The 26,807-nt window shown below is 64.8% G+C and carries 20 protein-coding genes and 1 pseudogene; 9 read left to right on the top strand and 12 right to left on the bottom strand.

Features of this window, described 5'->3' with window-relative positions:
* The first annotated feature begins 139 nt into the window (after nt 1-139).
* Nucleotides 140-958 (top strand): DUF2786 domain-containing protein, encoded by an 819-nt coding sequence (locus E4P29_RS12270; RefSeq protein ID WP_135045012.1) that lies wholly within the window; start codon nt 140-142, stop codon nt 956-958.
* Between the two features lie 3 nt (nt 959-961).
* On the opposite strand, the gene E4P29_RS12275 is transcribed toward E4P29_RS12270, so the two are convergent.
* The 6 genes from E4P29_RS12275 to E4P29_RS12300 all read right to left on the bottom strand — a co-directional run bounded on the left by E4P29_RS12275 (nt 962) and on the right by E4P29_RS12300 (nt 8,032).
* Complete coding sequence (locus E4P29_RS12275) at nt 962-1,771, bottom strand: MerR family transcriptional regulator (protein ID WP_135045014.1); 810 nt, start codon at nt 1,769-1,771, stop codon at nt 962-964.
* Nucleotides 1,772-2,032: 261 nt separating this feature from the next.
* The gene (locus E4P29_RS12280; protein WP_135045016.1) at nt 2,033-3,298 is read right to left on the bottom strand and encodes an MFS transporter; all 1,266 of its coding nucleotides are present in this window, start codon (nt 3,296-3,298) and stop codon (nt 2,033-2,035) included.
* A complete protein-coding gene (locus tag E4P29_RS12285) occupies nt 3,295-5,046 on the bottom strand; it encodes an ABC transporter permease subunit (protein ID WP_209205391.1) in 1,752 nt (583 codons plus the stop codon). Before E4P29_RS12285 ends, E4P29_RS12280 begins: the two co-directional genes overlap by 4 nt.
* A 3-nt stretch (nt 5,047-5,049) precedes the next feature.
* Nucleotides 5,050-6,531, bottom strand: a complete 1,482-nt coding sequence (locus E4P29_RS12290; RefSeq protein ID WP_245154285.1) for an ABC transporter substrate-binding protein — start codon at nt 6,529-6,531, stop codon at nt 5,050-5,052.
* 17 nt (nt 6,532-6,548) lie between these two features.
* Nucleotides 6,549-7,310: an ABC transporter ATP-binding protein gene (locus tag E4P29_RS12295; protein WP_209205392.1), complete on the bottom strand. Its 762-nt coding sequence runs from the start codon at nt 7,308-7,310 to the stop codon at nt 6,549-6,551.
* On the bottom strand, nt 7,307-8,032 hold the full coding sequence (locus E4P29_RS12300; RefSeq protein ID WP_167735467.1) for an ABC transporter ATP-binding protein: 726 nt from the start codon (nt 8,030-8,032) through the stop codon (nt 7,307-7,309). The genes E4P29_RS12295 and E4P29_RS12300 overlap by 4 nt, the downstream gene beginning before the upstream one ends.
* Nucleotides 8,033-8,138: 106 nt before the next feature.
* Here E4P29_RS12300 and E4P29_RS12305 point away from each other — a divergent pair, with 106 nt between their 5' ends.
* The 4 genes and pseudogenes from E4P29_RS12305 (at nt 8,139) to E4P29_RS12325 (ending at nt 12,059) form a co-directional block, all read left to right on the top strand.
* Nucleotides 8,139-8,648 (top strand): TIGR04338 family metallohydrolase, encoded by a 510-nt coding sequence (locus E4P29_RS12305; RefSeq protein WP_027495044.1) that lies wholly within the window; start codon nt 8,139-8,141, stop codon nt 8,646-8,648.
* A gap of 72 nt (nt 8,649-8,720) precedes the next feature.
* The gene (locus tag E4P29_RS12310; protein WP_032367654.1) at nt 8,721-9,485 is read left to right on the top strand and encodes an LLM class F420-dependent oxidoreductase; all 765 of its coding nucleotides are present in this window, start codon (nt 8,721-8,723) and stop codon (nt 9,483-9,485) included.
* 125 nt (nt 9,486-9,610) lie between these two features.
* A pseudogene (locus E4P29_RS26310) lies at nt 9,611-11,325 on the top strand (ABC transporter substrate-binding protein/permease).
* 5 nt (nt 11,326-11,330) lie between these two features.
* Entirely contained in the window at nt 11,331-12,059 is a 729-nt protein-coding gene (locus E4P29_RS12325; RefSeq protein WP_174557188.1) for an amino acid ABC transporter ATP-binding protein, read from the top strand.
* Between the two features lie 10 nt (nt 12,060-12,069).
* Here the strand turns inward: E4P29_RS12325 and E4P29_RS12330 are convergent, their stop codons facing one another.
* The 4 genes from E4P29_RS12330 to E4P29_RS12345 form a co-directional block, all read right to left on the bottom strand.
* Nucleotides 12,070-13,716, bottom strand: coding sequence for a glycosyltransferase family 39 protein (locus E4P29_RS12330; protein WP_135045020.1), 1,647 nt, complete (start codon nt 13,714-13,716; stop codon nt 12,070-12,072).
* Nucleotides 13,713-15,218 (bottom strand): glycosyltransferase, encoded by a 1,506-nt coding sequence (locus E4P29_RS12335; protein ID WP_135045022.1) that lies wholly within the window; start codon nt 15,216-15,218, stop codon nt 13,713-13,715. The genes E4P29_RS12330 and E4P29_RS12335 overlap by 4 nt, the downstream gene beginning before the upstream one ends.
* Nucleotides 15,215-16,621, bottom strand: a complete 1,407-nt coding sequence (locus tag E4P29_RS12340) for a hypothetical protein (RefSeq protein ID WP_135045024.1) — start codon at nt 16,619-16,621, stop codon at nt 15,215-15,217. Before E4P29_RS12340 ends, E4P29_RS12335 begins: the two co-directional genes overlap by 4 nt.
* Before the next feature lie 98 nt (nt 16,622-16,719).
* Nucleotides 16,720-18,720 (bottom strand): hypothetical protein, encoded by a 2,001-nt coding sequence (locus E4P29_RS12345; protein ID WP_135045026.1) that lies wholly within the window; start codon nt 18,718-18,720, stop codon nt 16,720-16,722.
* Nucleotides 18,721-19,051: 331 nt separating this feature from the next.
* On the opposite strand from E4P29_RS12345, the gene E4P29_RS12350 reads away from it, so the two are divergent.
* Entirely contained in the window at nt 19,052-20,113 is a 1,062-nt protein-coding gene (locus E4P29_RS12350; RefSeq protein WP_135045441.1) for a cellulase family glycosylhydrolase, read from the top strand.
* A 72-nt stretch (nt 20,114-20,185) separates the two neighbouring features.
* Nucleotides 20,186-22,243: a PhoX family phosphatase gene (locus E4P29_RS12355; RefSeq protein WP_135045028.1), complete on the top strand. Its 2,058-nt coding sequence runs from the start codon at nt 20,186-20,188 to the stop codon at nt 22,241-22,243.
* A 67-nt stretch (nt 22,244-22,310) separates the two neighbouring features.
* Here the strand turns inward: E4P29_RS12355 and E4P29_RS12360 are convergent, their stop codons facing one another.
* Entirely contained in the window at nt 22,311-23,192 is an 882-nt protein-coding gene (locus E4P29_RS12360) for a LysR family transcriptional regulator (protein WP_135045030.1), read from the bottom strand.
* A 139-nt stretch (nt 23,193-23,331) separates the two neighbouring features.
* On the opposite strand from E4P29_RS12360, the gene E4P29_RS12365 reads away from it, so the two are divergent.
* Complete coding sequence (locus E4P29_RS12365) at nt 23,332-24,525, top strand: MFS transporter (RefSeq protein WP_135045443.1); 1,194 nt, start codon at nt 23,332-23,334, stop codon at nt 24,523-24,525.
* A 140-nt stretch (nt 24,526-24,665) separates the two neighbouring features.
* Entirely contained in the window at nt 24,666-25,352 is a 687-nt protein-coding gene (locus tag E4P29_RS12370) for a thioesterase domain-containing protein (RefSeq protein WP_027495037.1), read from the top strand.
* Nucleotides 25,353-25,362: 10 nt separating this feature from the next.
* On the opposite strand, the gene E4P29_RS12375 is transcribed toward E4P29_RS12370, so the two are convergent.
* Entirely contained in the window at nt 25,363-26,700 is a 1,338-nt protein-coding gene (locus E4P29_RS12375) for a glycogen debranching protein (RefSeq protein WP_135045032.1), read from the bottom strand.
* Between the last annotated feature and the right edge of the window lie 107 nt (nt 26,701-26,807).

The raw sequence follows: 26,807 nt of genomic DNA on the forward strand, positions 1-26,807 counted from the left end.
CGCAGAATCGTGCTTTGATGCTCCCCCGACACATATGTCGATGGGTACTGTGGCACACAACTCACCGCGTAGGGGTCATTATCGAGTTCCTGAATCGGTCAACCCGGACGTGTCGGAGGTGCCCGGTACCCTTTCGCTCATGAGTTCGGACAAGATGCTGACGCGAATCGGCGGGTTGCTGCGTCAGGCGGAGTCCACCGACAACCCCCACGAGGCCGAGGCCTTCATGGAGGCCGCGCAGCGTTTGGCCACGTCGGCGTCGGTGGACCTGGCGGTGGCGCGTTCGCACAGCGCATCCCGCGAACGGCAGGCGACGCCGACTCAGAAGGTCATCCCCATCGGTGAACCGGGCAAGCGTGGACTCAAGACCTACGTTCAGCTGTTCGTCGCCATCGCTCATGCAAACGATGTCCAGTGCGATGTCGCCAGATCGTCGACGCAGGTGTTCGCCTACGGTTTCGACTCGGACATCGAGACCACCGAGGCCCTGTACTCGTCCCTGTTGATTCAGATGGTCCGAGCGTCCGACGCGTACATCAAGTCCGGTGCCTACAAATCCGAGACGGCCATCCGTACCGTCACCGAGATCAAGAATCGTCGACGCTACACCCGGCGCGAAGAAGTGCCCGTCGCTGCTGTGACGGCACGACTGAACTTCCAGACGGCATTCGCGTCGCGCATCGGTCAACGGCTCGCGGAGGTCAAGAAGGACACCGAGGCCAAGGCCATCGCACAGGAGACCTCCGGTGCCGGAACCGCTCTGGTGCTGCGAGACAAAGAGATCGAGCTCCGCGACTACTACCGGCAGACGTCCACTGCACGCGGGCACTGGCGAGGCCAGAGCGCGAACGCCGGGTACTCGGAGGGCGCACGCAAGGCCGGCGATCGAGCAGGTAGAAACGCGAAGATCGGTGCACACGCAGAAATCGGCGGAGCAAGCCGGCAGCTGGGACGCTGACTTCTACTGCGCCGGTGATGCCGTGAACACCGGCCACCCGATGTCGGTACGCCACAGCGCCGAGTTGTCGGTATCCCGCGGCCCGACGACGTAGACCTCGTGAACCGGCCCCGCAATGGCGAGGCCGTTGGTCTCCACGTGCACCCCGAGCGCGCCGTACGTGACGTCGATGTCGTCGTGGGGTCCGTGATGAACCGTCACCGCGAGTTCGACGGGAGGCAGCGTCATCGGCCGAACTCTGCCGACGGGTGGCGCATCGTCTGTGGGGACGTAGACGGTCATCACGCCCCGTCCGTCGGTGAAGAGTTCGTTGTCGTACAGCCCGCCCGGTGGCCCGGTGGTGTCCGATACGGCCGCGTCGATCTCGGCCATCGCGTCGGAGTACCAGCCCAATACGTCGGACGCGTCGACCACCTCGGAAATTGCTGCGACAGAACAGTGTTCGGCGAGAATGCGTCGGACATCGATCGCGGGTGGAGTGGGATCGAGCAATCGGCGCAGCGCCGTCACCGCCGATCGGGTGTCGTCCAACTGACGCTCGAGTCGAGTGAGATGTTCGGTGATCAGGCGACCGCGGGCATCGGGATCGGGTGTCTGCACGATCGCCCTCACCTCCCGCTCGGGCATCTGCATCTTCCGGAATCGACCGATGATCTGCGCCACCCCGACCTGATCGGTGGCGTAATACCGGTATCCGGAGTACTCGTCGACCGTCGCAGGTTCGAGCAGGCCCGACTCGTGATAGCGACGCAGAGTCTTCACCGACAGATGGGTGATCCGGGAGAACTCGCCGATCGTCAGCAATCCGTTCATGCCCACATTCTGGCCCCTCCCCCTGGGGGAGAGTCGACTCTCCCGGGGGAGGGGTGACGCCGGATGTAGCCGAGGCCGCCGCAAACGCGCGCGCGTTCGCCAGGTGCGCGCGGAATAGCCCCGAATCCGAGGCGAATCCACTCGCGTATGACAAACGCGCGCGCGTTTGCGGGAAATGGGGGGCGGCGGGATGGGGACGACGGCGGGATGGGGGCGGGGAAATGCGGGCGGCCGACAGAAGCCGGCGACACCAGAACCAACTCAATCCAGGCGAGCCAACACGATTCGCAGTCCCACGACGCTGGCGATGGGGAACAGGGCAGCGACCAGCCATGGGATTGCTGTTCCCCAGCCGGTGTCGGGCGAGGCGTCGATCACCGCTCCCACGGCGATCGACCCGAGGAGTACCCCGATGCCGCCGAGGGAGGCCATGAATCCGTAGTACGAGCCGAGTCGGCGTTCGGCGGCCATCTTGGGGACGAGGTCGCGCGCCTGCGGCATCGCGATCATCTGCCCCAGTGCCAGCAGCAACACGAACAGGGCGGCCGGAATCAGGCCGACGAGCCCCGTCAGCTCCAGTGGACTCAGGATCGCCACCAGCGCGAAAGAGAGTGCCATGACGGCAAATCCGATCGGCAGCGTGATGCGCGGCGAGACCGTCGCTACGCGTCGGGTGATGGGCAACTGCGTCGTGACGACGAGTACGGCAGAGATTGCGAAGAACCAGCCGAGTACCGTCTGCGAGCCCCAGGCCCGTTCGACCTCGAGGGGGAGCAGCAGATACAGCTGGTTGTAGGCCACCAGCTGCGCGCTCATGGCGACGGCGAACAGCACGAAGGTGCGGTTGCGGATCACGTCGGTCCAGCCCGAGAGCCACGGATCGTCGCGGTGTTCGCCGGGCTCGCGCGGTAGCCATTCGATGTGCGCGGCGATGACGAGGACGAAAATGACTGCGGCCGTGAGGCATGCGATCCGAAAGTCGGCCAGCAACAGCAGAGATCCGATGAGCGGGCCGGTGAACGATCCGATCTGATTGCACACCGACAACAGCGCGAAGGTCTGAACCCGGGTGGCGCCGCCGGTGCGTTCGCTTTTGCCTGCTTCGATGGCGATCGCGGATTCGACTGCGGGAGAGAACAATGCGGCTGCGAACCCGACCAGTACCGTCGCGGCGACGACACCGGCGAGAGAATCGAACGCGGCCAGGCCCAGGAACCCCAGGACTCGCAGGACACAGCCGACGAGGACCACCGGCTTGATGCCCCACCGATCGGCGAGGGTGCCGCCCACGAAGAACAGGCCCTGCTGCGAGAACGTTCGGATACCGAGGACGACACCGACGAGTGCCGCTCCGAGTCCCAGATCGGACGTCAGATGCACCGACAGATACGGCAACACCATGAAAAAGCCGATGTTGAACGTCATCTGGGTGAGAACCAGCAATCGCACCGTGGGCGTGGCACGCCCGAGGTCGACGAGAAACGACCACCGCCACCGCGTCGGCGACTTGTCGGTCCTCGAACTCATGTAACGCGCCCTCCTGCATCGACTTTCCCGTCAACGCTACCGGTCGTTCTCACCCGCCCCGACGTCGCACTGGCGACGGAGACGGCGAGGACGGCCAGTGCGATCAACGACGCCAGCGGAGCTGCCGCGACCCATGGTGCACGCTCGACGGCGGCCACCCCGTCGGACAGGATCAGTCCCCAATCCGCGGTCGGCGGTTGCGGACCGAGGCCCAGAAATCCGAGGGCGGCGAGCGCCAGAGCGACACCGGGTAGCCGGATCATGGCGTGCCGAAATACGGCCGGCAGCACACCGGGAACGATGGAGCCGAACAGGATTCGACCGTTGCCGGCTCCGAGTGTCGGCAGGATCGAGATGTAGGGCTGTGCTCGCGCCTCGTCGACGAGTGCCGCGGTGTGCGCGGCGAGTGGAGCCCACGTCACGATCAGGACTGCGACAGCCGCCCCGCCGGCGCTCGGACCCCAGATCGCGGCGATGAGGATGCCGGTCACGACGGGCGGAGCGGCATTGGTGACCTCCACCAGGCCCCGGGACGCTCGGGGAATCAGCCCCAGCAGCACCCCGACGCACAACGCTGCCAGCGTGACCGCCAGCGACAGGCCGATCGATCGCACGGCCCCGTCCGCCACTCGGGCGAGCAGGTCGCGGCCGGACGCGTCGGTTCCGAACGGGAACTCCGACGATGGTCGAGCGAACTTCTCACGGGTGGTGATCTGGCCGTCTCGTGGCAGCCCCACCAGGACGATGACCGCGAGCATCGATGCGGCTGCACTCGGGACGATCCACCGACGCGGTGACGGGTGGAACACTCCCGCGGGGATCGGCATGGCCTTCTCGTGCAATGCACTGCCGAGCAGAAGACGACGTAACAGTTCCGCCGCGATGCCGAGGGCGGCACTGACGCCCAGCAGCAGGAGGATGTCGATCTGCAGCGCCGGTAAGTCCTGCGACTGCGCGTCACCGAGTGTCGAGCGCCCCAATCCCGGTATGGCGAATACCTTTTCGACGGCCACTGCACCACCCGTAATGGCGACCATGATCAAGCCGACCTGCGAGGCGAGTCCAGGGACGGCGCGGCGCAACACGGCGACGGCGATCTGCGACCGGGAGAATCCGGCGACCGTCCATGTGGTGACCCAGCCCTCGGTGAAGGTGACGGCCACCGCGTCGGCGAGCAGGCGGCCGATCAAACCACCGGCCGGAAGCCCCAGTGCCAATGCGGGAAGCACCGCATATTCCGGCCCGTTCCACCCGTACGCCGGAAACGAGAACCACACCGCTCCGACGACCACCAGTACCGAGGCGAGCAGGAACTCGGGCAGGGACGTCAGCGCGGCGGCGACGCTTCCGCCGGTTCGTTTCGGCGTGCCGCGCAGCCCGGCCCGCATGCTGGGCGCGACGACGAGAGCGGCCGTGACGAGCGCGACGACCATCGCGAAACCCATCAGCGTCAGCGAGACGGACAGTGCCTCGAGTGCACCGGGGAGTACAGGTTTGCCGGTGTTCCAGGATGTTCCGGGGTTGCCCGACGCGAGGCCGGTGAGCCAGTTCCAGAAGGTTCGTAGCGGCCCGGCGTCGAGACCTAGGTCGTTGCGGATGGCCGCGAGGGCCTCGGGCGTCGCTTCTTGCTCGGCAGAGCGTGCCCGCAGAATGCTCAGTGCGGGGTCTCGGTCGGACAACCACGGCAGCATACCGACGAGCAGTACGACGCCCGCCACCGAGAGCAGCCGTGAGACAGTCGTTCTCACCGACTACTCGAAGGCGGTCTGGTTGGTGATCAAGGTGCGCTCGCGTGGATCACGGGCTACGCCGGTCACGTTCTCGGATTCTCCTTGGATGACGCGTTCGTGCAGCAGCGGCACCACCGCATCCTTTTCGAGGATCAGTTTTTCGGCCTCGAGGATCGCGGTGCGGCGCTCGTCGCCGGGTTCGGTAGCAGCGGCGTCGGCCAATGCCGCATCGACCTGGGGGTCACAGAACTGCGAGATGTTGAACGATCCGTCGCAGGCGAAGTCGGAGTACATGTACGCCGCTGGGTCTCCGGAGTCGAGCACGGTGGCGCGGGAGAGGATGAACGCGTCGAAAGCACCGGCGAGAGCATCGGTTTCGATGAACTGGTATTCACGCACGACCTGTTCGACGACGAAGCCCTTGGCTTCGAGCTCCTGCTGCAGCAGCACCGCAACCTCGGGGAGTTCGGCTCGGTCGGTGAACGTGGCGAGGGTGATCTTCTTGCCTGCGGCGTCGCCGGCCGGGGTCTGCTTACGCGCCGGGCGGTCGGCGGCCCACGGCAGAGCCGGGCCGAGCAGTCCGTTCGCTGCGTCGGCGCGGCCCTCGTACACCTGGTCGACCAGTCGGCCGCGATCGACCGACTCGCGTGCCGCGGCGCGCATGGCCGGGTCGGCGAAGACCCCGGACGCGGTGTTGAGGTACAGCGTGTTGGTGCGCGGCATCGGCACCTCGTGCACGAGCGCTCGGTCGACGTTGACGGCCTGCGACACCGGAATCGCCTCCACCACATCGGCTGTGCCGTTACGTAGCGCTGCGGCGCGGGCCGTGCCGTCGGGCACGAAGTCGACGTCGATGCCGGAGATCTTCGCCGGCTCTCCCCAGTAGTTCTCGTTGCGGTCGAGAGTGGCTGTCGACGTGCCGTTCACGGCCTTCAAGACGAAGGGCCCGGTGCCGGTGCCGATCGGGTTGCTGCTGCCCGTCGAGTACGCCTCGGGTGCCAGGATGGCCAGCTGCGGGCTCGACAGTCGTTGCGGTACCAATGGATCCACATCGGAAGTGGTCACGGCAACGCTGTCGGCGTCGGTTGCGGTCACCGTCATGTCGACGCCGTCGAGGATGCGCGGCTTGGGTGCCGACTGCGTGGCTGCGGTCAGTGCGGTGACGACGGCTGCTGCGTCGAGCGGGGCCCCGTTGTGGAACGTGACGTCCGGCCGGATGTCGAAGTTCCAGGTGCGGTCGTCGACGCGGTTCCACGCGGTGGCCAGGCCCGGCTCGGCCTCACCGAGATCGTCGAGGACGATCAACGTCTCGGCCGTGGACCAGCGCGACAGCTTGAAGGCGTCGTCACTGAACTGGGACAAGCCCGAACGGGGTGGTTGCAGCATCGCGACGTGGACGCGGTTCTCGTCGTCGGAGGAGCCAGAACTGGAGGAAAAGCATCCGGTGAGTGTCAGCGTACCCACTGCTGCGAGCGCGCCGATGCGGAAGATGTTGCTGGTCAATGTAACTCCTGTTGTTCTTACGTGAGCCGGGGAACGGCATCGATCAGATCTCGGGTGTGCTCGTGCTGGGGCCGGGTGAGAACGTCTCGGACAGAACCGGATTCGACGATCCGACCCTCGTGCATTACCGACACGTCGCTGCAGAGCCGAGCCACGGCCGACAGGTCGTGGCTGACGATCAGCAGCGCACCGGGTAGTCCGGCAAGGACGGAGAGCACCTGCTCTCGCAGGTCGGGATCGAGTCCACTGACCGGCTCGTCCGCCAACAGATAGTGCGGCGCGCAGGCCACGGCTCGGGCGATGGCAACTCGCTGTTGCTGTCCGCCGGACAGCTCGGCCGAACGGCGAGCCAGGAAGTGCGCATCGAGTCCGACGGCAGATAATGCGCCGGTGGCCCTGGCTCGGTGATCACCCTCGATACCGAGCAGGCGTAGCGGAGTAGCGACGAGGTCGAGGACGCTGTGGCGCGGGTCGAGACTGGTCGCCGGATCCTGCGGAATGTACTGCACGCGGCGACGGAACCACCGCATCGATCCGGCCGATCCGGGTCGGACGACTCGCCCGTCGAGCGAGATCTTGCCGCCGCTGGGCGCATCGACAGCCAGCAACAGGCGCAGCAATGTCGTTTTTCCGGAACCGGATTCACCGACGACGGCAATCCGGCCAGTCGGGGGCACCGCGAACGTGACGGCATCCAACGCGGTGTGCGACGTGCCGTGCCGGTCGTACTGTCGCGTGAGTGCCGTGGCCACCAAACCGGCCGGCTGTTCCAGGCTCACAACGCAACCAGCTGCCGGAACGGATCAGCCGCCCGGGCCACGTCGATCATCTGTCGGGTTCGATCCGAGCGAGGGCTCTTCAGTACCTCTGCGGTGGAACCGGATTCGATGATTCGGCCGGAATCCAGAACCAGCAGGTGGTCGCACAACTGCGCGGCGACGGCGATGTCGTGGGTGATCAACAGCAACGACGGCACCTGCCGCAGAGCGTCGAGAACGCGCGCCTGACTCAGGACGTCCAATGCCGTCGTCGGTTCGTCGGCGATCACCAGCGAGCTCTCGCGCGCCAATGCCACTGCGATGCAGACTCGTTGACGCTGACCACCCGAGAGTTCGAGTGGGTGCGAGGCCAGGACGCGCGCGGTGTCGTGCAGACCCACTCGCGCGAGCAGCGCGGCGGCGTCGGGCGTGCGCAGTTGCCCACCGACGGTGACCATCGGGTTGAGCGCCGTCGCGGAGTCCTGGAAGACCATCGCCGGACGCGCGTTGCGCGGCCGCTGCGGAGTCGGGACACCGGCGACGTCGTGGCCGTCGACGACGACACGACCGGAACACGTGATGCCCGGCGGAAGGTATCCGACCAGAGCCGAGGCGATGGAGGACTTGCCCGAACCCGAGGCGCCGAGCAGGCCGAGGCGTCGACCCGCGGTTATCTCGAACGAGACGCCGTCGACGATGCGGGTGCGTCCGGCGTCGATGCGGAGGTTCTCGACGACGAGCACGGCACTCTCCTGAGGCTGGACGTGGGAATGACTTCGACAATCGTTGTCGATAAAACCATAGGCGAGTCGGACGATCCGCACAAATTTCCGCGCCTAAGCTGTTCGAGTGAGCAGACCGAGGGATGCGCAGCGGTCGGCGGTGTACGACGCCGAGCAGATGGTGCGGATCATGTTCGATCGAGCCGAGGAGCGCGACAACCGCGTCGTGACGGTCTTGGGCTCACAGATCACGCTGCCGATCGAGCGGAAGTTCGCCTCGTTGAAATCCGTGCAGTCCTACGTCGATGCGGTGTTGGCACTGGACTGGATCGCGACTACCTGGCCCGACGCCGGCCGGACGGTGACCGTACGCGCCAGATCCGGATCGGGTGCAGCCCATTACGAACGCGACGCCGCCACCATCGCGGTACCCCTGCATCAGGGCAATCGGGCCTGGGCATTGCGCGAACTGGTGGTGCTGCACGAACTGGCTCACCACTTCGGTGACGAGGACGAGCAACAGCACGGCGGAGCGTTCGTCGATCGCTACATCACGTTGGTCGGCGACATCGTCGGCTCCGAGGCCGGGTTCGTCCTCCGAGCGATGATGGCCGAGAGCGGAGTACGAGTCGGCTGATCTCGGTCGACGTGCATCACGCCGAACGAGGTGCATCATGGGTGAGACAGCCCACACGACGAGGAGACGTACATGACCGTCAAGATCGGTGTTCAGCTTCAGCCCCAGCACGCACCCGACTATCAGCTGATCCGCGACGCGGTGTTGCGGTCCGAAGACGCGGGAGTCGACATCGTCTTCAACTGGGACCACTTCTATCCGCTGTACGGCGACCTCGACGGTGCACACTTCGAGTGCTGGACGATGCTCGGTGCCTGGGCCGAACAGACGTCGAACGTCGAGATCGGCGCGCTGGTTACCGGAGGTGGCTACCGCAACCCCGACCTGCTGGCGGACATGGCGCGCACCGTCGACCACATCAGCGGCGGGCGACTGATACTCGGCATCGGTGCCGGATGGAACGAGAAGGACTACGACAACTTCGGCTACGAATTCGGTACGGCCGGTTCACGTCTGGCGCTGCTCAAGGAGAGCCTCGGCAGGATCCGGCACCGCCTCGACGTCGGTAACCCGGCCCCGACGCGAGACATCCCGATCCTCATCGGCGGCGGCGGCGAGAAGAAGACCCTCAAGCTCGTCGCCGAGTACGCCCACATCTGGCACAGCTTCGCCGACCTCGATGCGCTGAAGCGTAAATCCGAGATCCTCGCCGAGCACGGCACCACCGTCGGGCGGGACACCTCGGGCATCACCCGCTCGGTCTCGTGGCCGGGCGCGGACACCGCACAGGACTTCGTCGATGCCGGTGCCACGCTGTTCACCGTCGGTACCGGGGGACCGGATTACGACCTCACCGAACTGGGCGAGGCCATCGCGTGGCGGGACGCACACCGCTAGACGCGATTGGGCTGCGGGAATTTCGGGAACACGCGGGATGCTTCATACAACTGCAATGTGATTGTCGTGTGCCTCCATCGGCACGATAGCCTCGTTCGTCCCTCCCGATTGCACCTAGGAGCTCCATCTTGAACACACGTCGTTTACGAGGCCGTGCCATCGCAGCCGTTGCTGCGACGCTCGCACTCACGCTCGGAGCCGTCGCGTGTTCCGATGGAAGCTCGGGTGGCACCGGTGAGAACGCTCTGGCCGGTTCCGACCAGGCCTCGCTGGACAAGTACACGACCGACAGCGTCACCGCGCTCGATCAGATCGACACCGCGAACCTCGGTCTGATCAAGCCGGGGACGTTGTACGTCGGCACTCTGTCCGACGCACCGCCGAACATCTTCATCGACGATGCAGGCAACTTCACCGGCTTCGACAACGAGCTGCTCAAGGCCGTCGCGGCCAAGCTGAACCTCACCGTCGAATTCTCGGCGACCGAGTTCTCGGGCCTGCTCGCAGCGGTCAACAACAAGGTCTACGACGCCGGTTCCTCGTCCATCTCGACCACGGATGCGCGTCGCCAGACCGTCGGCTTCACCAACGGTTACGACTTCGGTGAGATGGCACTGGTCGCGAAGAACGACTACTCGATCAAGACGATCGCCGAGTTGAACGCCGATCAGCGCATCGCCGTCGTGCAGGGCACAGTGCAGGACGACTACGTCACCAACACCCTCGGCATCGAGCCGGTACGGTTCCCGGATTACAACACCGCGTACGCGAACGTGAAGTCCGGTCAGGTCGACGCCTGGGTCGCGCCGTCGCAGCAGGCAACCGGTCAGGTCAAGACCGAGGACGGTGTCTCCATCCTGGAGAAGACCATCAACACCACCAACTTCACCGCGTACGCCGTCGCCAAGGACAACCAGCCGCTGATCGACGCGCTGAACGCCGGCCTCGACGCTGTGGTGGACGACGGCACCTGGAGCACGCTGGAGAAGCAGTGGTACCCGGACCGTGAGGTCCCCGCCGACTGGAAGCCGGGCAGCAAGGCGTCCGTTCTCCCGGCGTCGTAAGGCACTCGTACCTCATGAGCACTCTGTCGAATCTGTACGACACGTTCTTCGATTGGGAACTGATCGGCGAGACCATTCCCAAACTGGTCACGGTCGGATTGCCGAACACCCTCATTCTGGCGGTCTCGTCGGGAGTGATCGGTACCGTGATCGGACTCGGGCTGGCGGTGGCGGGTATCTCCCGCACCCGCTGGCTCCGGTGGCCGGCGCGGGTGTACACGGACATCTTTCGTGGACTACCCGCCGCCGTGGTCATCCTGCTCATCGGCCTCGGGTTCGGCCCGACGCTCACCCAATTCACCGGCAGCAGAAGCCCGTTCCCGTTGGGCATCCTCGCACTGTCGTTGATGGCAGCGGCCTACTTCGGTGAGATCTTCCGCTCCGGCATCCAGAGCGTCGACTCCGGACAGCTCGAAGCCTCTCGCGCACTGGGCTTCAGCTACCGCCGGTCCATGAACCTGGTGGTCGTGCCGCAGGGCATTCGGCGCGTGCTGCCCGCAATCGTCAACCAGTTCATCTCGTTGATCAAGGACAGCTCGCTGATCTACTTCCTGGGTCTGCTTGCCTCGCAACGAGAATTGTTCCGCGTCGGCCAGGACACCGCCGCCCAGACCGGCAATCTCTCGCCGCTGCTGGCCGCCGGATTGTTCTATCTCATCCTGACCATTCCTCTGACACACCTGGTCAACTACATCGACCGACGCCTGCGATCCGGCAAGGCCGACACCTCGGGCACCCTCGGACCCGTCGAAACATCCATCGTGGTGGAGAGGTAGCCGACGTGACTTCAGTTTCTCTGACCGGCAAGGACATTCACCTGTCGTTCGGCACCAACAAGGTTCTGCGTGGGGTGAGCCTGCATGTCGACGCCGGTAAGACCACCACCGTCATCGGGCCCTCGGGCTCGGGTAAGTCCACGCTGCTGCGAGCCCTCAATCGCCTGCACGAGCCCGAGCAGGGCGACATCCTGCTCGACGGTAAGTCGGTGCTGAAAGACAATCCCGACGAACTTCGTCAGCGGATCGGCATGGTGTTCCAGCACTTCAACCTGTTCCCGCACAAGACGGTCGCAGACAACATCGCACTCGGGCCACAGAAGCTGCTCGGGCTCAACAAGGATGCGGCGCGCGCGGCCGCGATGGAACAGCTCGAACTGGTGGGCCTGGCCAACAAGGCCGACTCGCGTCCCGGCAACCTCTCGGGTGGCCAACAGCAACGCGTCGCCATCGCACGGGCACTCGCAATGAAGCCCGAGGTGATGTTCTTCGACGAGGCCACCTCTGCACTGGACCCGGAATTGGTCAAGGGAGTGCTGGCATTGATGGCCGACCTCGCCAAGGGCGGCATGACGATGGTCGTGGTGACCCACGAAATGGGCTTCGCTCGATCGGTATCGAACAAGGTCCTGTTCATGGATCACGGCAGTGCCGTCGAAACCGGTACCCCGGAGCAACTCTTCGACGATCCGCACACCGATCGACTGAAGACGTTCCTCTCTCAGGTGCTGTAACAGCGACCGGTCAGCCGGGCACCTGATACAGGCGCCAATCCGGTTGATCAGCACCGTCGTTCGGTACCTCGAGAACGAGTGGATACAGTTCTGCGCCGTTGTCGTAGATGGTGGGGTACCGCCGGTTGATCGCATCGGACACCCCGCGGCCCTCGTTCGGCACGGTCAGCAGATATCGCACGCCTCCGCTTGCCGGGTCGTTGAGAATTTTGGTGAAGTCGAGGTCGGACGGAATCACGAACCGGGTCGGGTGATCCGACGCCGCCACGACGGCAAACCCGTAGACGGTGTCGACCAGGATCGAGCCCTCGGGTAGATCCTGGCTGTCGAGAAAAGAGGCGAGTCGGCGTTCGGTGGAGAACGAGTCGATGATTCGCCGCGCTTCCACAGCCCGAGGGTCGTCGGCCGAGGGATGTCGGTCGAACAGCGCCCCGAGTGCGTACTGCTGACTCGACAACGACGGCTGCAACATCGCCCACCCGGTGACCGGAAGACCGAGTGCAGAGAGGAGGACGACTCCGGCCGCGGCAACAGAACGCAGGGCAGGCAAGGCCGGGCGGTGCCTTCGGTACGCACCCGCGCGTCGCGTGGCCAGGTCTGGACCGGCCGGAAACAGCTGCACCGCAACCACAGCGGCCAGAGGTATGGCGCACACGAAGAATCTCAGGAAGCCGAACGTAGAGCCGGTGATGTAGCTCGCGGCCTGAAATGCGAGCACCCCGCCCAGAAGCACGGGGGCCACCGAGAATTCGAGATCCCGGCGACGTATCGCAAGTACCGTCGCGAGCGGTAGAGACACCGCCAACGTCGGCCCCAAGGAAATCACTGCAGCAAAGGAGAACAGGCCGGTGCTCAGCACGTCGCCACTGGACCCACCGGACTGCGCCAGAATCGCGGCGTTGCCGTAGCTGGAGGACAGCTGCGCAAGCGCCTCACCGGTGATCAACCAGCTGGTGGTGATCCAGACCAGGAACGCTGCCGCACCGGGGCCGGCGACGAGTACAGCATCGAGAATTGCTCTGCGCCGCATCGCTTTCCAATGCACTCGACCCCGGCGGAGTACCGTGACGGCCGCCACGAGCACCGCGGTGAGCGCTATGGGGACCACACCCTCGTAGCGGGTGAGGAAGGCGAGAGCCAGAGCGATGCCGACCAGAACGAGATCGTGCACATCGTCGGTGCCGACCCATCGAATCAATCGCCGCACCGCCCAGCACATACAGAACAGGAACCCGGCCTCGCTCATGCCGTTGGCTCCGTAGAAGACGATCATCGGGTTGACCGCGAACAACGCCGTGACCAGTAGGCAGTAACGACCGGGAAGTCCACGGTCTCGGCAGATTCCGTGGATCATCACCACTGCACCGGCCATGAACACAGCCGACACGGCGATACCCGAGATGTTCCACCGGGTGATACCCGGCCACCAGGATGCGAAGGCGACAATCGGCAATTGTGCCAGCGCGGTCAACGGCGTGAAGATGAACCCGATGGCAGAGACGTGCGGATCCCGGCTGAGCAACACCGCCTGCGCGGCCGAGGTTCGTGACAGCGCATCCCCCAGCATGTAGCCGAACCGCATGCTCAGAGTCAGTCCCACCGCCAGGTAGCCCGCCAGAGCGGTACCGAACACGACCGCTGGGGTCCGCGACGTCATGGGGTCTGCTCCTCGCTGGGGCCGGTCTCCGGCGCGGGTCCGGACAGGCCGTGAAAAGTTTTCTCCCAGTAGGACGGATTACGCACCAACTGCCAACAGCCCTTGATGGACGCCACGCTCATCATCACCCAGTACAGGGGCATCGTAAGGCTCGGAACCAACAAGTAGGCGTTGTCGCTCTCCCTGCTCGCGATCAAGTACATGTAGACCGTGGCGATGTTGCCCACCACCAGAGACAACAACGAGAAGTAGTAGATGTACGGCGGAAAGAGTTGCGCAATCAGCGTCGGCTGGCCGAGGATCCACGCTACCGTGGTGAACCAGAAAACCATGTTGATGCACGCGGTGATCGGCGTTCCCGCGAGTAGCAGGGTGAATCTGTAGGTGCCCACCGGTCCCAGCACGCGAACGGTCGCGAGCGGCCTGCGCATGTGCACCAGCCAGGTCTGCAGATAGCCCTTGTACCAACGGGACCGCTGGCGTACCCAGTTGATCGGATCGCTGTTCGCCTCTTCGAGAGTGGTCGAGTCCAGCACCGCCGTGGAGTAGCCCGAGGCCGCGATTCGAACGCCCAGGTCGGCATCCTCGGTGACATTGAACCCGTCCCAGGCACCGACCTCGTCGATGACATCGCGCCGAAGATGATTCGACGTCCCTCCCAGGGGTATCGGCGAGGTACTGGCCATCAGGCCCGGCAGTAGATACCCGAACCACAGTGCGTAGTCGGCGGTGAACCATCCGGTGAGCAAATTCTGAGAACCGTTGTGAAAAGCCAATTTTGCTTGCACACAGGCCACGGTGTCGGGCAGCCTCTCGAATGCAGCCACGACGCGACGCAGTTGCAATTGCTCGGGCAGATCCTCGGCATCGAAAATCGTCACGATCGAACCGGTCGCGAAGTGCAATCCGTAGTTGCAGGCTTTCGGCTTGGTGCGGGGATCACCGGCGGGTACCAGCACGACGTCGACGAGATCGCTGACGCCGCTGCGCGCGGCCGCCTCGATGGTGACGTCGTCGTCCTCTTCGAGCAGCAACAGGACCTGCAGCTTCTCGGCTGGATAGTCCAGACCCGTCATCGCCGCGATGAGGTCACCCACCACCTCGGGCTCGTCGTACGCCGGAACCAGAATCGTGTACATCGGCAATCGCTCGTCGGGAATCGCTCGGGCCTGCTCGTCGGTCACGGTGACGATTGCGGCAGCGTCGAGACCGCGGGAGAACAGCAGGAGCCGGTCGATCATCGCCAGGAGATATCCGATGGTGCAGAGAACCGTGACCGCGAGCAGGGTCCCGATCGGGGCGAATACCACACAGGCAACGAGGAGCACCGCAGCCACGATCGCCGTGTACTTCTGCCATGGCACGAAAGCAATCGCAGCCGAAGCCAACGGATTTCGGACGGCGAGCCTGTTGATGGCATCGTCGAGCGCCGCCGCTTTGAACTCTGCCGTTTCCGTACCGACGCGGGGCGGCGACGGCCGCGTACTCCGGGGATCGTTCATCTCGCCGAACCGTCCCCGGAGCGCCACTGCTGGCGAAGCAACCCGGTCCCGAAGGTGGTCAGCAGTTCAAGATCCTTGTACTCCGGATCGTCGTCGATGGACACCGCATTCCCACGCAGAAACGTCCCGATGGCAGTTCCGAGATTCGACGCCATCGAGGGCGTCGGTTGTGGGAACTCGGCATCGGCATCGTGGTTGTCGACGCTGATGATGGTCACACGCTGCGTCACATCGCCTCGTTCCCAATCGAATACGAGCTTCGTCCAAGTGAGCAACAGAGCGTCACTGACGGAGGTGTACAAGGAGCCCGTCACTCCACGACCGAGATCGATGCGCAGCGGATGGCTCGTACGGGTGTTGGAGAGCCGATAGAGCGTGCTCTCCGGGTACACAGCAAGACTGGCCCGATTCGCAGTGGACAACACGTCGACCACCACCGTCCGTGGCCGCCCACGAACATCCCATGCGGGATTTCCGACGTCTGCTCGCATGGTTTGTCGAACCAACGAAGACGATTGCCCGAAAAATGCCCTCACCCAGTCGAATTCCTGCAGGTCCGTTCGGGTGAAGCCAACGGGTGGCATGAGTGGCTCGGATACCGGTCCCGGTGGTCCCGCAACCGTCGACAACTCCATTCGACCGGGCAGCGGAACGAAGAACAGAACTACCGCAGCAACGATCGCAACGGCCTTCGAGCTCGGCGACCACTTCGCCGTGAGCGACCCGACCCGGCGCGGCTGCCGGGCGTCGAACCGACCGCGACGGGCCACGACATAGAAGGCACCTCCCGTGACCGCGGCTGCGCCGACGGTCGGGACGAGCTGCAACCAGACGATGTCGACCTGCGGCCACAGGGCCAACATGACTGCGGCAACGGCGAATCCGGTCGACACCGTGCACCCGAAGCCCAGCCAACCCCGACGTGCGGTTCGGCCGACGGCAACGGCACCTGCGATGCCGGCCAACAGCACCATCACAGCCGCATACGCAAACCTGCTGCCACTGAGTCCGATGGCGACCAACCGATAGCCCAGCGGACTCAACGCCAACAGCAACAGCCACACAGACCAGAATCGTCCGACGGGCCGCAGGCCGAACATGAGAATCGCCCCGCCGAAGAAGAAGGCAAGCGCCGCCAACACATCCAAGTGGGCGAGTTCGTACTGGTCTGCGTACCGGGGTAGCCACAGCGCTTTGACCGCGATGGAAACCAACAACGCGATGCCGCCGACTATGTTGTCGGTCTGGCGGTCGTGGATGGGCAATTCGTCGGCTCGTCGCCGCGCCACCCCCTGAGCCGCAACCACTGCCAGCAGCGGCAGCACGAAAACATATGCGGTGATGGCACCGTCGGCTGCCTCCTGTGCAAGCCGCACCCAGGTGGAGAAGAAAGCCACCACCACGCAGCTGACCAGAACGGACCACCGAAATACCAGAACGGCGATTGGGCCGCGAGACAACCTGAACCGCGTGAAAGACCGCGGCAGCTGCCCGGCGACGCTCATTGCAAGCCGCTGTCTCGACCCGGATCGCGCGCCGAACGACGTGATCGGACGGTGAACACGAGTGCCGCGACGCCGCCGAGTGCAAGTACCGCCAGGCCGACTCCGACGACGACCACCACCATCCGATCGGAGGTCCCGTCGTCGGTGGCCGCCGCCGCGCCGTCTGCTCCGGACAATGCACTGCTGGACAACGACATCGGCTCCGTGTTCTGCGCGGCGAACAGGATATCGCCGTCCAGCGCAAACCACCGCGCCGGATCGGCACCGAGCCAGGACAACATGCCGTCGAGTTCGTCCGGTGCCGAATTCCACGACGCCACGAGGACGGCGTTGCTGCGCACCGACGTGACCTGCATCGTCGCCAAGGGCTCGGCGATATCCACCGTGAGCTCGGTGGCACCGCCCGCGGCCTCGGGGTCCGTGATTCGGAAGGTCGTCTCGTCGACCGAGGACAGCGGCAGCGTCACCGAGTCCGGAAGCTCTGCGACGGGCGAAATCACGACGGCTGGTGCGCTACCGTCGAGCGCCTGTTCCATCGATACGACCTCGGGATCGAGCGGCAGGCTCGACAACCGCTGCAAGCCGGTCGCGAGGGTGACAGCCCGGACAACTCCGGCGTAGGACTCGTCGGCGAGAGCTATGTCGAACTGCGGCATCAAGGCCTGCGGCATCGACCGCCACCCCAGCGGCACCGGTGACGACGAATCGGTGGATCGCACGAGCGTCGATCCGGCCACGGTGACAGTCGTTTCGGCGGCGGCAGCGCAGGAGCTGCCGGAAGAGGCCGACGGATGGTCGACGGAAACATCGAGAGTCCCCACGCGAGAGAGTGCGGTATCCGGGATGTCGATCCATCGATCGAGACGGCCGGTGTCGTCGGCCTCCCAGACTTCGAGTGGCGATCCGTCGACCGAGGCTCGCACAGATCCGGCACCCGGGGTGTAGCTGCCGATCAGGTGCACGGACACGCTCCCGGCCGATCGTCCGAGTCGCGTCTGATCGATGTCGACAGATGCGGTTGCCGTGGAACCTCCTGTGCCGGAAACGGTTCCGATTCCGAGGTCGTCGAGGGTGATCGAATCGGGTGCGAGTCGAGCCTGGGGTGCCCCCGGTCCGGCCAATGCCGAGGTGCCGATTGCGATCTGGGAGAGATCACTGGTGATCAACCGGGCTTGATCGGTGAGATCCGATCCCGTACCTGCGAGGTACAACCGTGGGGGAGCCTGCTCGACGGGGTAGATCAACTCGGCGCCGGCGTCGGAGTTCTTCGTGAGCACGATCGATCTCTCGAACGAGCCGTCGGGTACCGCCCCCTGAAGCTCGCTGTCCGGGCGCACTTCTACCTGGACCGGCTGCGCACCGTAGTGGTGTACCACGGATGTGGCCACAGTTGTTGCTGCGGTGATTGTTTCGCGGTCAGGCGCGGCGGGCACGAACAGCGTCAACTTGCGCAGCAGCACCGGTAGGAAATCCGCGATGGTCCTCGGGACGGCCGGCGCTCCCGAGTAGTCGACGGTCGCATCGATCAATCGGACCGCGTCCGAATCGGGATCGGGGCAGTAACGATCGTCGGGAATGACGGAAGGGATCAGATCGAGTGGAATCACTCCGTCGACCGTTCGCGTAGCGGCCAGCGGAATCGACACCGGAGTGGTCGGGGCAGCGCCGTCGAGGGCGATACGAGTGATCGGACGCCCGTCCGATTCGACGTCGACCCACCCGCGATCGAGCCAAGCGGGCGTGGTCAGCACCGCGTTCAGGGTCGACGGAACGGCCCCTGCAGGAGATGGCACCGTCACCCTCGTACGCGGTCCTGTCAGGTCGACCGTGGTGGACTGCCCCAAGCCCAACTCGGGAAAAGTGAAACGAGAGAGCTCGTCTGCGCTTGCAGCAGTGGGTTGGTCCTGATCGCCGGGTTGCGCCGACGCTGTGGTCACCGGAAGCAATATCGGGACCACGGCGAGAGCTGTCAGAGACGCAGCGCGAACGATTCGCATGAGAAATGTCCAGTCTTCGAAATGAACGGAGAGTCAAGAGAATAGCGCGACTCGTTGACGCGCAGGACTTTCGGAGTGCCGATCACAATACTCACAGCACGTAAACAGCGCCGGAACCCGCCCATGAATTCGGTTTCTCCGACTGTAACGGCGATTCAGTTCGCTCTTTGTCGATTCCGTCGATCAACAGCCGACAATTTCCTCTGGCACGAAGTCGAATTCGGTGAAGCCGTTCGTCATCGACGGCTTCGGAATCTCCGCATCCGCGTCTACCATTACGGCGATGCGCATCGCGTCGAAAGTCCTTCAGTGCGTTCTCGGTGCTGTCCTGATGTCGACGGTCGTACCGGGCATGGCCGAGACCGCCACGGCGGCACCTGTTGCCGGCGCTCGTGTCTCCGCGAGCACTGATGGTCTCGCACTCGACGGTCGACCGTGGTGGCCGACCGGGTTCAACGCCTACCAACTCGCCACCGATTGGTCGGTCAATGCCGGATGCGGGGCGATGGTGGACCTGGACAGTTACTTCGAGGCGCTTCCTCCACATTCGCTGACCCGGTTCGACGCCTTTCAGGCATTGGCGATCAACCGATTCACCGGTGCCCTCGACTTCGGGCCGATGGATGCGGTCTTCGCCGCCGCCGAGGCTCACGATCAACTCCTCGTACCGGTGCTGTCACCCCAGGACGGGGCGTGCGAGGGAAACGTCTTCAAAGACAGGCAGTGGTACGTCGACGGCTGGACGACGGCCCCCGGCACGCCCACCTCGACCGCGAAGATCAGCTTCGAGCAATGGATGCTCACCGCTGCGAATCGATGGAAGGACTCATCGGCGTTGGCTGCGTGGGAGCTCGTCGGTGAACCGGAGACGAGTTCGTGCACGGATACCTCGTGCTCCTGGTCCAGCCGAACGTGTACGGCCGGTGCTGCAGAGGTGCTTCGCTCGTTCTTCGACACTGCAGGACAACAGCTCCGCTCCGTCGATCCTCGCACTGTGATCACAGCGGGCCTCACCGGCGGCGGCCAGTGCGGAAGCCAGGGTGACGAGTACGAGTACCTCGCCCAGTCGCCCTTCGTCGATGTGTTGCAGTACCACGATTACGGTGCCGACGGCGTGCCGCTGCCCGGAGATCAGTGGAACGGGTTACAGCGGCGGATCACTCAGAGCGCCGCGGTGGGCAAACCCCTGCTGGTCGGGGAGATCGGTCAACTCGCCGGCTCGTGCGGCGATGTCGATTCTCGAGCAACCGGTATTGCCGCGAAGATCGACGGCCAGCGTGCCGCTGGTACAGCAGGGGCGCTGTTGTGGGCTTTCGTACCGGATCCGCGGCCTACGGACTGCACCTACGACATCGGACCGTCGGATCCGCTGTGGCAGACGATCGGACGTTAGGGCAACCTCGTTCTCCCCAACTTCACCTGAACGTTCCTTTACTTTCGCTTTTGGGTGACAGCGTGCCGTGACATGAAGCCACTGCCCCTGTTCGCCGTTCACGACGGAAGCTCCAAACGATCATCGTTGACCTGCAAGTACAAGTGCGGCGATGCCTGTTTCCACGAGATTCCCAATACGTCGAAGGGCCAGTACTTCGGCGACATCGTCAAGACCGCGATGTCGCGGCGCGGCGTCATCAAGGGCGGGGCCATGGCAGTGCTCGCCGTCGGTGCCGGTAGCGCACTGGCCGCATGTTCGACCGACGAGCCGGCCGCGACCGGTAGCGCAACCACGGGTACGTCGGGAACCGATACTCCGCCGGTCGACGGCGTGGATTTCGTTGCAGTGGAACCGAACACCGAGGACGCCGTCGTCGTTCCCGACGGCTACGAGCAGGGCATCGTCATTCGTTGGGGCGACGCCGTCGTCGCGGGGGCACCGGCCTTCGACTTCGACAAACAGACCGGTGCCGCGCAGGAGATGCAGTTCGGTTTCAACAACGACTTCGCCGGCCTGCTGCCGATCGAGGGCACACCCAACGCCCATCTGCTGGTGGTCAACCACGAGTACAGCACCGAACCGGCAATGTTCAAGGGGTACGACGCAGAGAACCCCACCCGAGAGCAGTTCGACGTAGCCCTTGCGGCACACGGCCTTTCCGTGGTTCAGGTGCAGGGCGAATCGGGCACCGGCAAGCTCACCCCCGCTATGGGCCAGTACAACCGGCGCATCACCGGCACCACCGAGTTCCTGATCACCGGCCCCGCCGCAGGCAGCGACTTCCTCAAGACCAGCGTGGACCCCACCGGCACCAAGGTGTTCGGCACGTTCAACAACTGCTCGGGCGGCCTCACCCCGTGGGGAACGGTGCTCTCCGGCGAGGAGAACTTCAACCAGTATTTCGCCAATGCCGAAAGCGTCACGGATGCGACTGTGGCCAAGCGCCTGTCGCGCTACGGCGTCGAAGGCGCCGCCAGCGAACGTAAGTGGGAGCGCTTCGACAAGCGATTCGATCTGGCGCAAGAACCCAACGAGGTCAATCGATTCGGGTACATCGTCGAGGTGAATCCGTGGGATCCGCAGTCGGCACCGATCAAGCACACCGCTCTCGGCCGGTTCAAGCACGAGGCTGCGACCATCCACGTCACCGACGACGGCACGGTGGTGGCGTACAGCGGCGACGACGAGCGCTTCGACTACATGTACAAGTTCGTCTCGAGCCGAAAGATGATGCCCGGCACCGGCCAGGCCGCGATGCGCAACAACCTGACCTTGCTCGACGCCGGCACGCTGTACGTCGCCAGCCTCACCGGCGATACGCCCGACGAAATCGACGGCTCGGGCACGCTGCCCTCCAACGGTGAATTCCGTGGCAGCGGAACGTGGATTCCCTTGCTCGAAACCGGCGAGGACGGCCGCGGCAAGTCTCTCGTCGACGGTATGTCGGCCGAGGAGGTGGCCGTGTTCACCCGTCAGGCGGGTGACTCCGTGGGCGCAACCAAGATGGACCGCCCCGAAGACTTCGAGCCGAACCCGGTGACCGGCAAGGTGTATGTAGCACTGACCAACAACTCCAACCGCGGCACCGAGGGCAAAGCGGCGGCCGACGAGGCCAATCCCCGCAACAAGAACAAGAACGGGCAGGTACTCGAACTCGACGACGACCACGCCGGGACGTCGTTCACGTGGAACCTGTTGTTGGTCTGCGGTGATCCGAACGAGGCCGACACGTACTTCGGCGGATTCGACAAGAGTCAGGTCAGCCCCATCTCGTGCCCCGACAACCTCGCCTTCGACTCGAAGGGCAACCTGTGGGTCTCGACCGACGGTAATGCCCTCGACTCCAACGACGGCCTGTTCGCCGTGGTGCTCGACGGCCCCCGTCGCGGCGAGACACGTCAGTTCCTGACCGTCCCCGCCGGCGGCGAGACCTGCGGCCCCATCGTCACCGACGAGCGCGTCATGGTCTGCGTCCAGCACCCGGGTGAAAGCGACGACGCCACCGCCGACGCTCCGATCTCGCACTGGCCCGACGGCGGCGACACCCAGCCGCGGCCGTCCATCGTCGCGGTGTGGAAGTCCGCCTAGCCCAGGCTGTTTCGAGTCAGCCACGATGCCCGTAGTCGAATCCTCGACCACGGGCGTCGGGCGGTGTTCATGTCGCTATCGACGATGCGATCAAATCCGCGACCACCGCGGCGATCACGGCATTCGCATGCTCGGGGTTGGTCACCACCGACACCGTTCGTGTCGGTGCATCGATGACGTCGATCATGTGTAGTCCAGGGAGAATCGACGCCAAGGATGACGGCAGCAGTGTCACACCCAACCCTGCTGCGGTGAGTTGACCGATGAGGTCGGCCGAATCGGCCTCCAGAATGCGTCCACGGGGAACCGACGAGCGGGTGAATGCATGATCGGATTGCAGTCTGGCCTCGCTGCCCGCCGGCCGGTCGATCATCGTCATCTCGGACAGGTCTGCCAGCCGGATCGAATCCCTCTGGGCCCAAGGATGATCGGGGCCGACGAACAGTGACAGTGGTTCGGTCCACAGGGCCGTGACCGACAATCCCGGATGCGGGCGTCCGGGCGCGAGTCCGATGATTCCGAGATCGAGGTCTCCGCGTGCGATGCCGTCGAGAATGTCGGCGCTCGGCCGCGGCAGCAACGTCACCGACGTGTTGGGAAATCGCTGGGAGACTCGACCGACCACCGCGGCCAGATCGACACGGGCGAGAGGCGCGATCATGCCGACGCGCAGCCGCCGGATGGCGGTCGTGGGATCGGGCGCGACGTCGGCCACCAATCGGGACACGGCACCGAGCACACTGTGCGCGCGTTCGAGAAAGATCTGCCCGGCCGGGGTGATGGCGACGCTTCGGCTCGTGCGAGCGAACAGATCTACGCCCAGCTCTTTTTCCAGGTCTTTGATCTGGCTGCTCAGCGCCGATTGAGCGACCCGCAGCCGCGTCGCTGCGCGCCCGAAATGATGCTCTTCGGCAACCGCCACGGCGTACCTGATGTGTCTGAGTTCCACGCTTCGCGACTCTATCTGTTTTGGCGATCGATCATGCGAAACGTTCTATTGGACAGCTGGATGTACGACGAGCACCCTTGTCCAAGTGAAGACAGCAAGCACCTCGCGTACCGGCGTGAGCACCCCCGTGGTCGCCCTCATGGCGGTAGCCACCGGACTCTCGGCCGGCGGCAACTACCTCAACCAGCCGCTGCTCGACCTCATTGCCTCCGAATTCGACGTGTCCGAGACAGCCGCAGCCACCTCGGTGACCGTCGCACAGATTTCCTACGCCCTCGGCCTGCTGCTCATCGTGCCCCTCGGCGACGTCGTCGATCGCCGCACGTTGAGCGTCGGACTGATGATTCTCGCTGCGACGGGTCAGGCGATCACCGGATTCGCGCCCGGCCTCGCCTGGCTCCTCGTCGGCACAGCGATCGCTGGACTGTTCTCGGTGGCGGCGCAGGTGATCGTGCCGTTTGCCGCGTCGATGGCACACCCGGAGCAATCCGGACGCATCGTCGGAGTGGTCATGGGCGGGTTGCTGACGGGCATCCTGCTGGCACGCAGCATCTCGGGGCTGCTGTCGTCGGTGACGGGGTGGCAGGGCGTCTACCGCGTGGCGGCGGTGTTGATGTTGATCGCCGCGGCCGGCCTGTGGCGGGTGCTGCCACGCAACACCGCGACGGCGGACGTCACCTACGGCTCGGCGCTGGTGTCGATGGTTCGGCTGGTGCGCACTCACCCCAGGCTCCGGACCCGCGCGGTGCTCGGAGGTCTCGGCTTCGCGTCGGTGAGCGCGGTGTTCGCGACGATGACGCTGTTGCTGTCGTCGAGATTCGGCTTCGGTGCCGTTCAGATCGGACTGATCGGATTGGCCGGTGTCGGCGGCGCTCTGATGGCCTCGGTCGCGGGCCGGCTTGCCGACCGCGGACTGGTGCAATGGGCCAGCGGTTCCTGTGCCGTTCTGCTGATCGCACTCTGGCCGATGTTCGCCGTCGGCGGCCACTACTGGGTGGTGTTCGTGGTCGCATTCGTACTTCTCGACCTGGCACTGCAGGGCGTGCATGTGAGCAACCAGCACATCGTCTACGCCCTGGAACCGGCTGCTCGCGCCCGAATCAACTCCGTCTACATGACGACGTACTTCGTGGGTGCCTCAGCAGGATCTGCGGTCGGGACGTTGGCTTGGAAACATTTCGAGTGGACGGGCGTGTGCGCGACGGGGGCCGTGTTCGCGGTCGCTGCACTGCTGGTCTGGCTGCTGGATCTGCAGGTGGACGCCCGTCATCGGCGGGAAAACACCTGCGGGACGCCCGGTGGACCCGAGCCGACGATGGTGAACAGTCACTAATGCGTTCTGTTCCGAGACGTGGTTGAGTCGTTCTCGATGAGACGTGGGTAACACTCACGCTGCCGACGGCGACATACCCAGAGTCGGCACGAACAAACCATAGAAACACGAACTACTTCTCTTGGCTCGGAGGCGCACCCATGACTGTCGTGAACGATCGCATCCACGTGGCTCTCACGGAACTCGACCCGTCCGATTACGCGGTGCCGACCATCGCACCGATCCGTACGGCCGGCCACCTCGACCCGGTGTTCTGCATCCACCCCCTCGTCGGGCTGGTCGACTGCTACGCGGAACTCGCAGCACACGTCGACGACGCGCGTCCCATCTACGGCGTCCAGGTCCCGACGTCGGGAGAGCTCGCGGAGTCCCTCGTCGCCTTGGCCTCGCAGTACGCCGACGACATCGTTCGCATCCAGACCGACGGAGCCGTACACCTGCTGGGCACGTCCTTCGGTGGAGTACTCGCGCACGCCATCGCCGTCGAGCTGCAGAGTCGCGGCGTCACGGTCGGTGCACTGACGTTGCTCGACAGCGACCCCGTTCGGTCCAGCGCCGACAGCGCCGACCTGCTCGGATCCATGGGCGACGACATCGATCGCAGCCATGCCGAGGAGTTGCTCGCCGTGGCCTCGCACAACGACGAACTCGCCCAACGGCACCTGCCGGGCATCTACTTCGGCGACATCCTCGCCGTCTCCTCCATGGGAACCGACTCAGGATCTGCGTGGCACCCCTTCGTCTGCGGCACGATCGCCAAATACCTCGTGCCCGACGCCACCTCGTTCGACGTCGTCGGCCCGTTGGTCGACAGCTACCTCGGCTGACCCGTCCGGCTCATCCGAGCCAATCCAGCACGGCGGCGGCCGTCCAGGACTGCTGCATGCTGCCGAGCGGCTTGCCGGTGAACGGCTCGTAGTACTCGGCGAAGCTGCCGTCACTTGCCTGGCGCAGACCCTCGTCTCGCAATGACAGTGATCGCTCCGACCACCCGCGGCGTGCGAAAGCCCACGAGAACAGCCATGTCATCACCGGCCACACCGGTCCACGCCAGTACTCGCGAGCGCGGAAGTCTTTCGACACCGGGGACGTCGACGGCGGCACCGCGTACCGCAGATCCGGATGACCGCAGAACCGGGTTCCCTCGAAGATCCGGATGAGATTGCGCTCCTGCTCACGCGGCAATCCTCCGCACAGCAGCGGCGCGAACATGGCAATGGTTTCGGTGCCGATCCACTGACCCGTCCGCAGATCGAAATCTCGTGCCCCGCCCGAACGCGTGTCGGTGGTCGCGATGACTCCCTTGCGGAACTTGTCCGCCCACCCGCGCAATTCGCGCACATCCGAGCGCGGCCGCGAGTGGTCCTCCCCGATGGTGGCGAGGACGTCGCACGCGACGGCGAAGATGGCACTGACGAACACGTCCTCGACGGCGAAGCTCATCTTGGTCTTCAACGCATCGTCGTCGTAGCCGACCTGTTTCATCTCCTCCACCAACCAGATGTAGCGGTCGTACTCGATGTTGCTGGGCCGCTGAGACGAGTCGGTGATGACCGCCTTGTCCTCGCGAAAATACGGATCCATCTCTCCGGCAACCACATTGGCGTAGGCCGAATCCCATCGCGGCGAATTGTCCATGCCGGACTCCCAGCCGTGGAACAGCGCGATGCGTCCGTTGTCGTCGACGTCGCGGGCCTGGGCGAGCCAACGATGCCACCGCACCAGATCACCCCAGCGGCGATCGAGAAACTCCTCCGCCACCGCTCGCGTCGTGCGGCCGTGGCGTTTGGAGTGATCGAGGATGCGCTGCACGGCGATCGCGTGGACGGGTGGTTGGGTGATTCCGGAGGTCTGCGGACTCATCGGAGCGTGGGTCGCCAACGTCCCGGTGGCCCACCTCGCAGGGCCGGGGAAGTAGCCGTCGACACCGTTGGCGAACACGATGTGCGGAATCATCCCGTTCTTCCACTGCGCCGAGAGCAACGTGTCCATCTCCACGACTGCCCGCTCGACGCTCAACGGTGCGAGGCCGACGGAGACGAAAGCGGCGTCCCAGCTCCACATGTGCGGATACAACCTGGGTGCTGCGCTGGTCATGGTGCCCAGGTCGTTGCCTCGGAGCAGATACGCCGCACGTGCGGCCAGCTGCGTGGAAGTGAAACCGCGATCGCCCATGCAGATAGTTTGCGTCCGGCGGCCGATTTCTGCTCGGTTGGATTGCGGACCGAAGGTGTCCGCGATCGCTCCTAGTGTGAGTTTCACCAGCTACCAGGAGGAAAACA

This window comes from Rhodococcus sp. 1R11, assembly GCF_004563845.1.
Lineage (GTDB): Bacteria > Actinomycetota > Actinomycetes > Mycobacteriales > Mycobacteriaceae > Rhodococcoides.

Excerpts from the sequence above, each read along its gene's own strand:
- E4P29_RS12270 (WP_135045012.1), top strand. The coding sequence starts at position 140 with ATGAGTTCGGACAAGATGCTGACGCGAATCGGCGGGTTGCTGCGTCAG.
- E4P29_RS12275 (WP_135045014.1), bottom strand. The coding sequence starts at position 1,771 with ATGAACGGATTGCTGACGATCGGCGAGTTCTCCCGGATCACCCATCTG.
- E4P29_RS12280 (WP_135045016.1), bottom strand. The coding sequence starts at position 3,298 with ATGAGTTCGAGGACCGACAAGTCGCCGACGCGGTGGCGGTGGTCGTTT.
- E4P29_RS12310 (WP_032367654.1), top strand. The coding sequence starts at position 8,721 with ATGACCGTCAAGATCGGTGTTCAGCTTCAGCCCCAGCACGCACCCGAC.
- E4P29_RS12330 (WP_135045020.1), bottom strand. The coding sequence starts at position 13,716 with ATGACGTCGCGGACCCCAGCGGTCGTGTTCGGTACCGCTCTGGCGGGC.
- E4P29_RS12335 (WP_135045022.1), bottom strand. The coding sequence starts at position 15,218 with ATGAACGATCCCCGGAGTACGCGGCCGTCGCCGCCCCGCGTCGGTACG.
- E4P29_RS12345 (WP_135045026.1), bottom strand. The coding sequence starts at position 18,720 with ATGCGAATCGTTCGCGCTGCGTCTCTGACAGCTCTCGCCGTGGTCCCG.
- E4P29_RS12350 (WP_135045441.1), top strand. The coding sequence starts at position 19,052 with ATGTCGACGGTCGTACCGGGCATGGCCGAGACCGCCACGGCGGCACCT.
- E4P29_RS12355 (WP_135045028.1), top strand. The coding sequence starts at position 20,186 with ATGAAGCCACTGCCCCTGTTCGCCGTTCACGACGGAAGCTCCAAACGA.
- E4P29_RS12365 (WP_135045443.1), top strand. The coding sequence starts at position 23,332 with ATGGCGGTAGCCACCGGACTCTCGGCCGGCGGCAACTACCTCAACCAG.
- E4P29_RS12370 (WP_027495037.1), top strand. The coding sequence starts at position 24,666 with ATGACTGTCGTGAACGATCGCATCCACGTGGCTCTCACGGAACTCGAC.
- E4P29_RS12375 (WP_135045032.1), bottom strand. The coding sequence starts at position 26,700 with ATGGGCGATCGCGGTTTCACTTCCACGCAGCTGGCCGCACGTGCGGCG.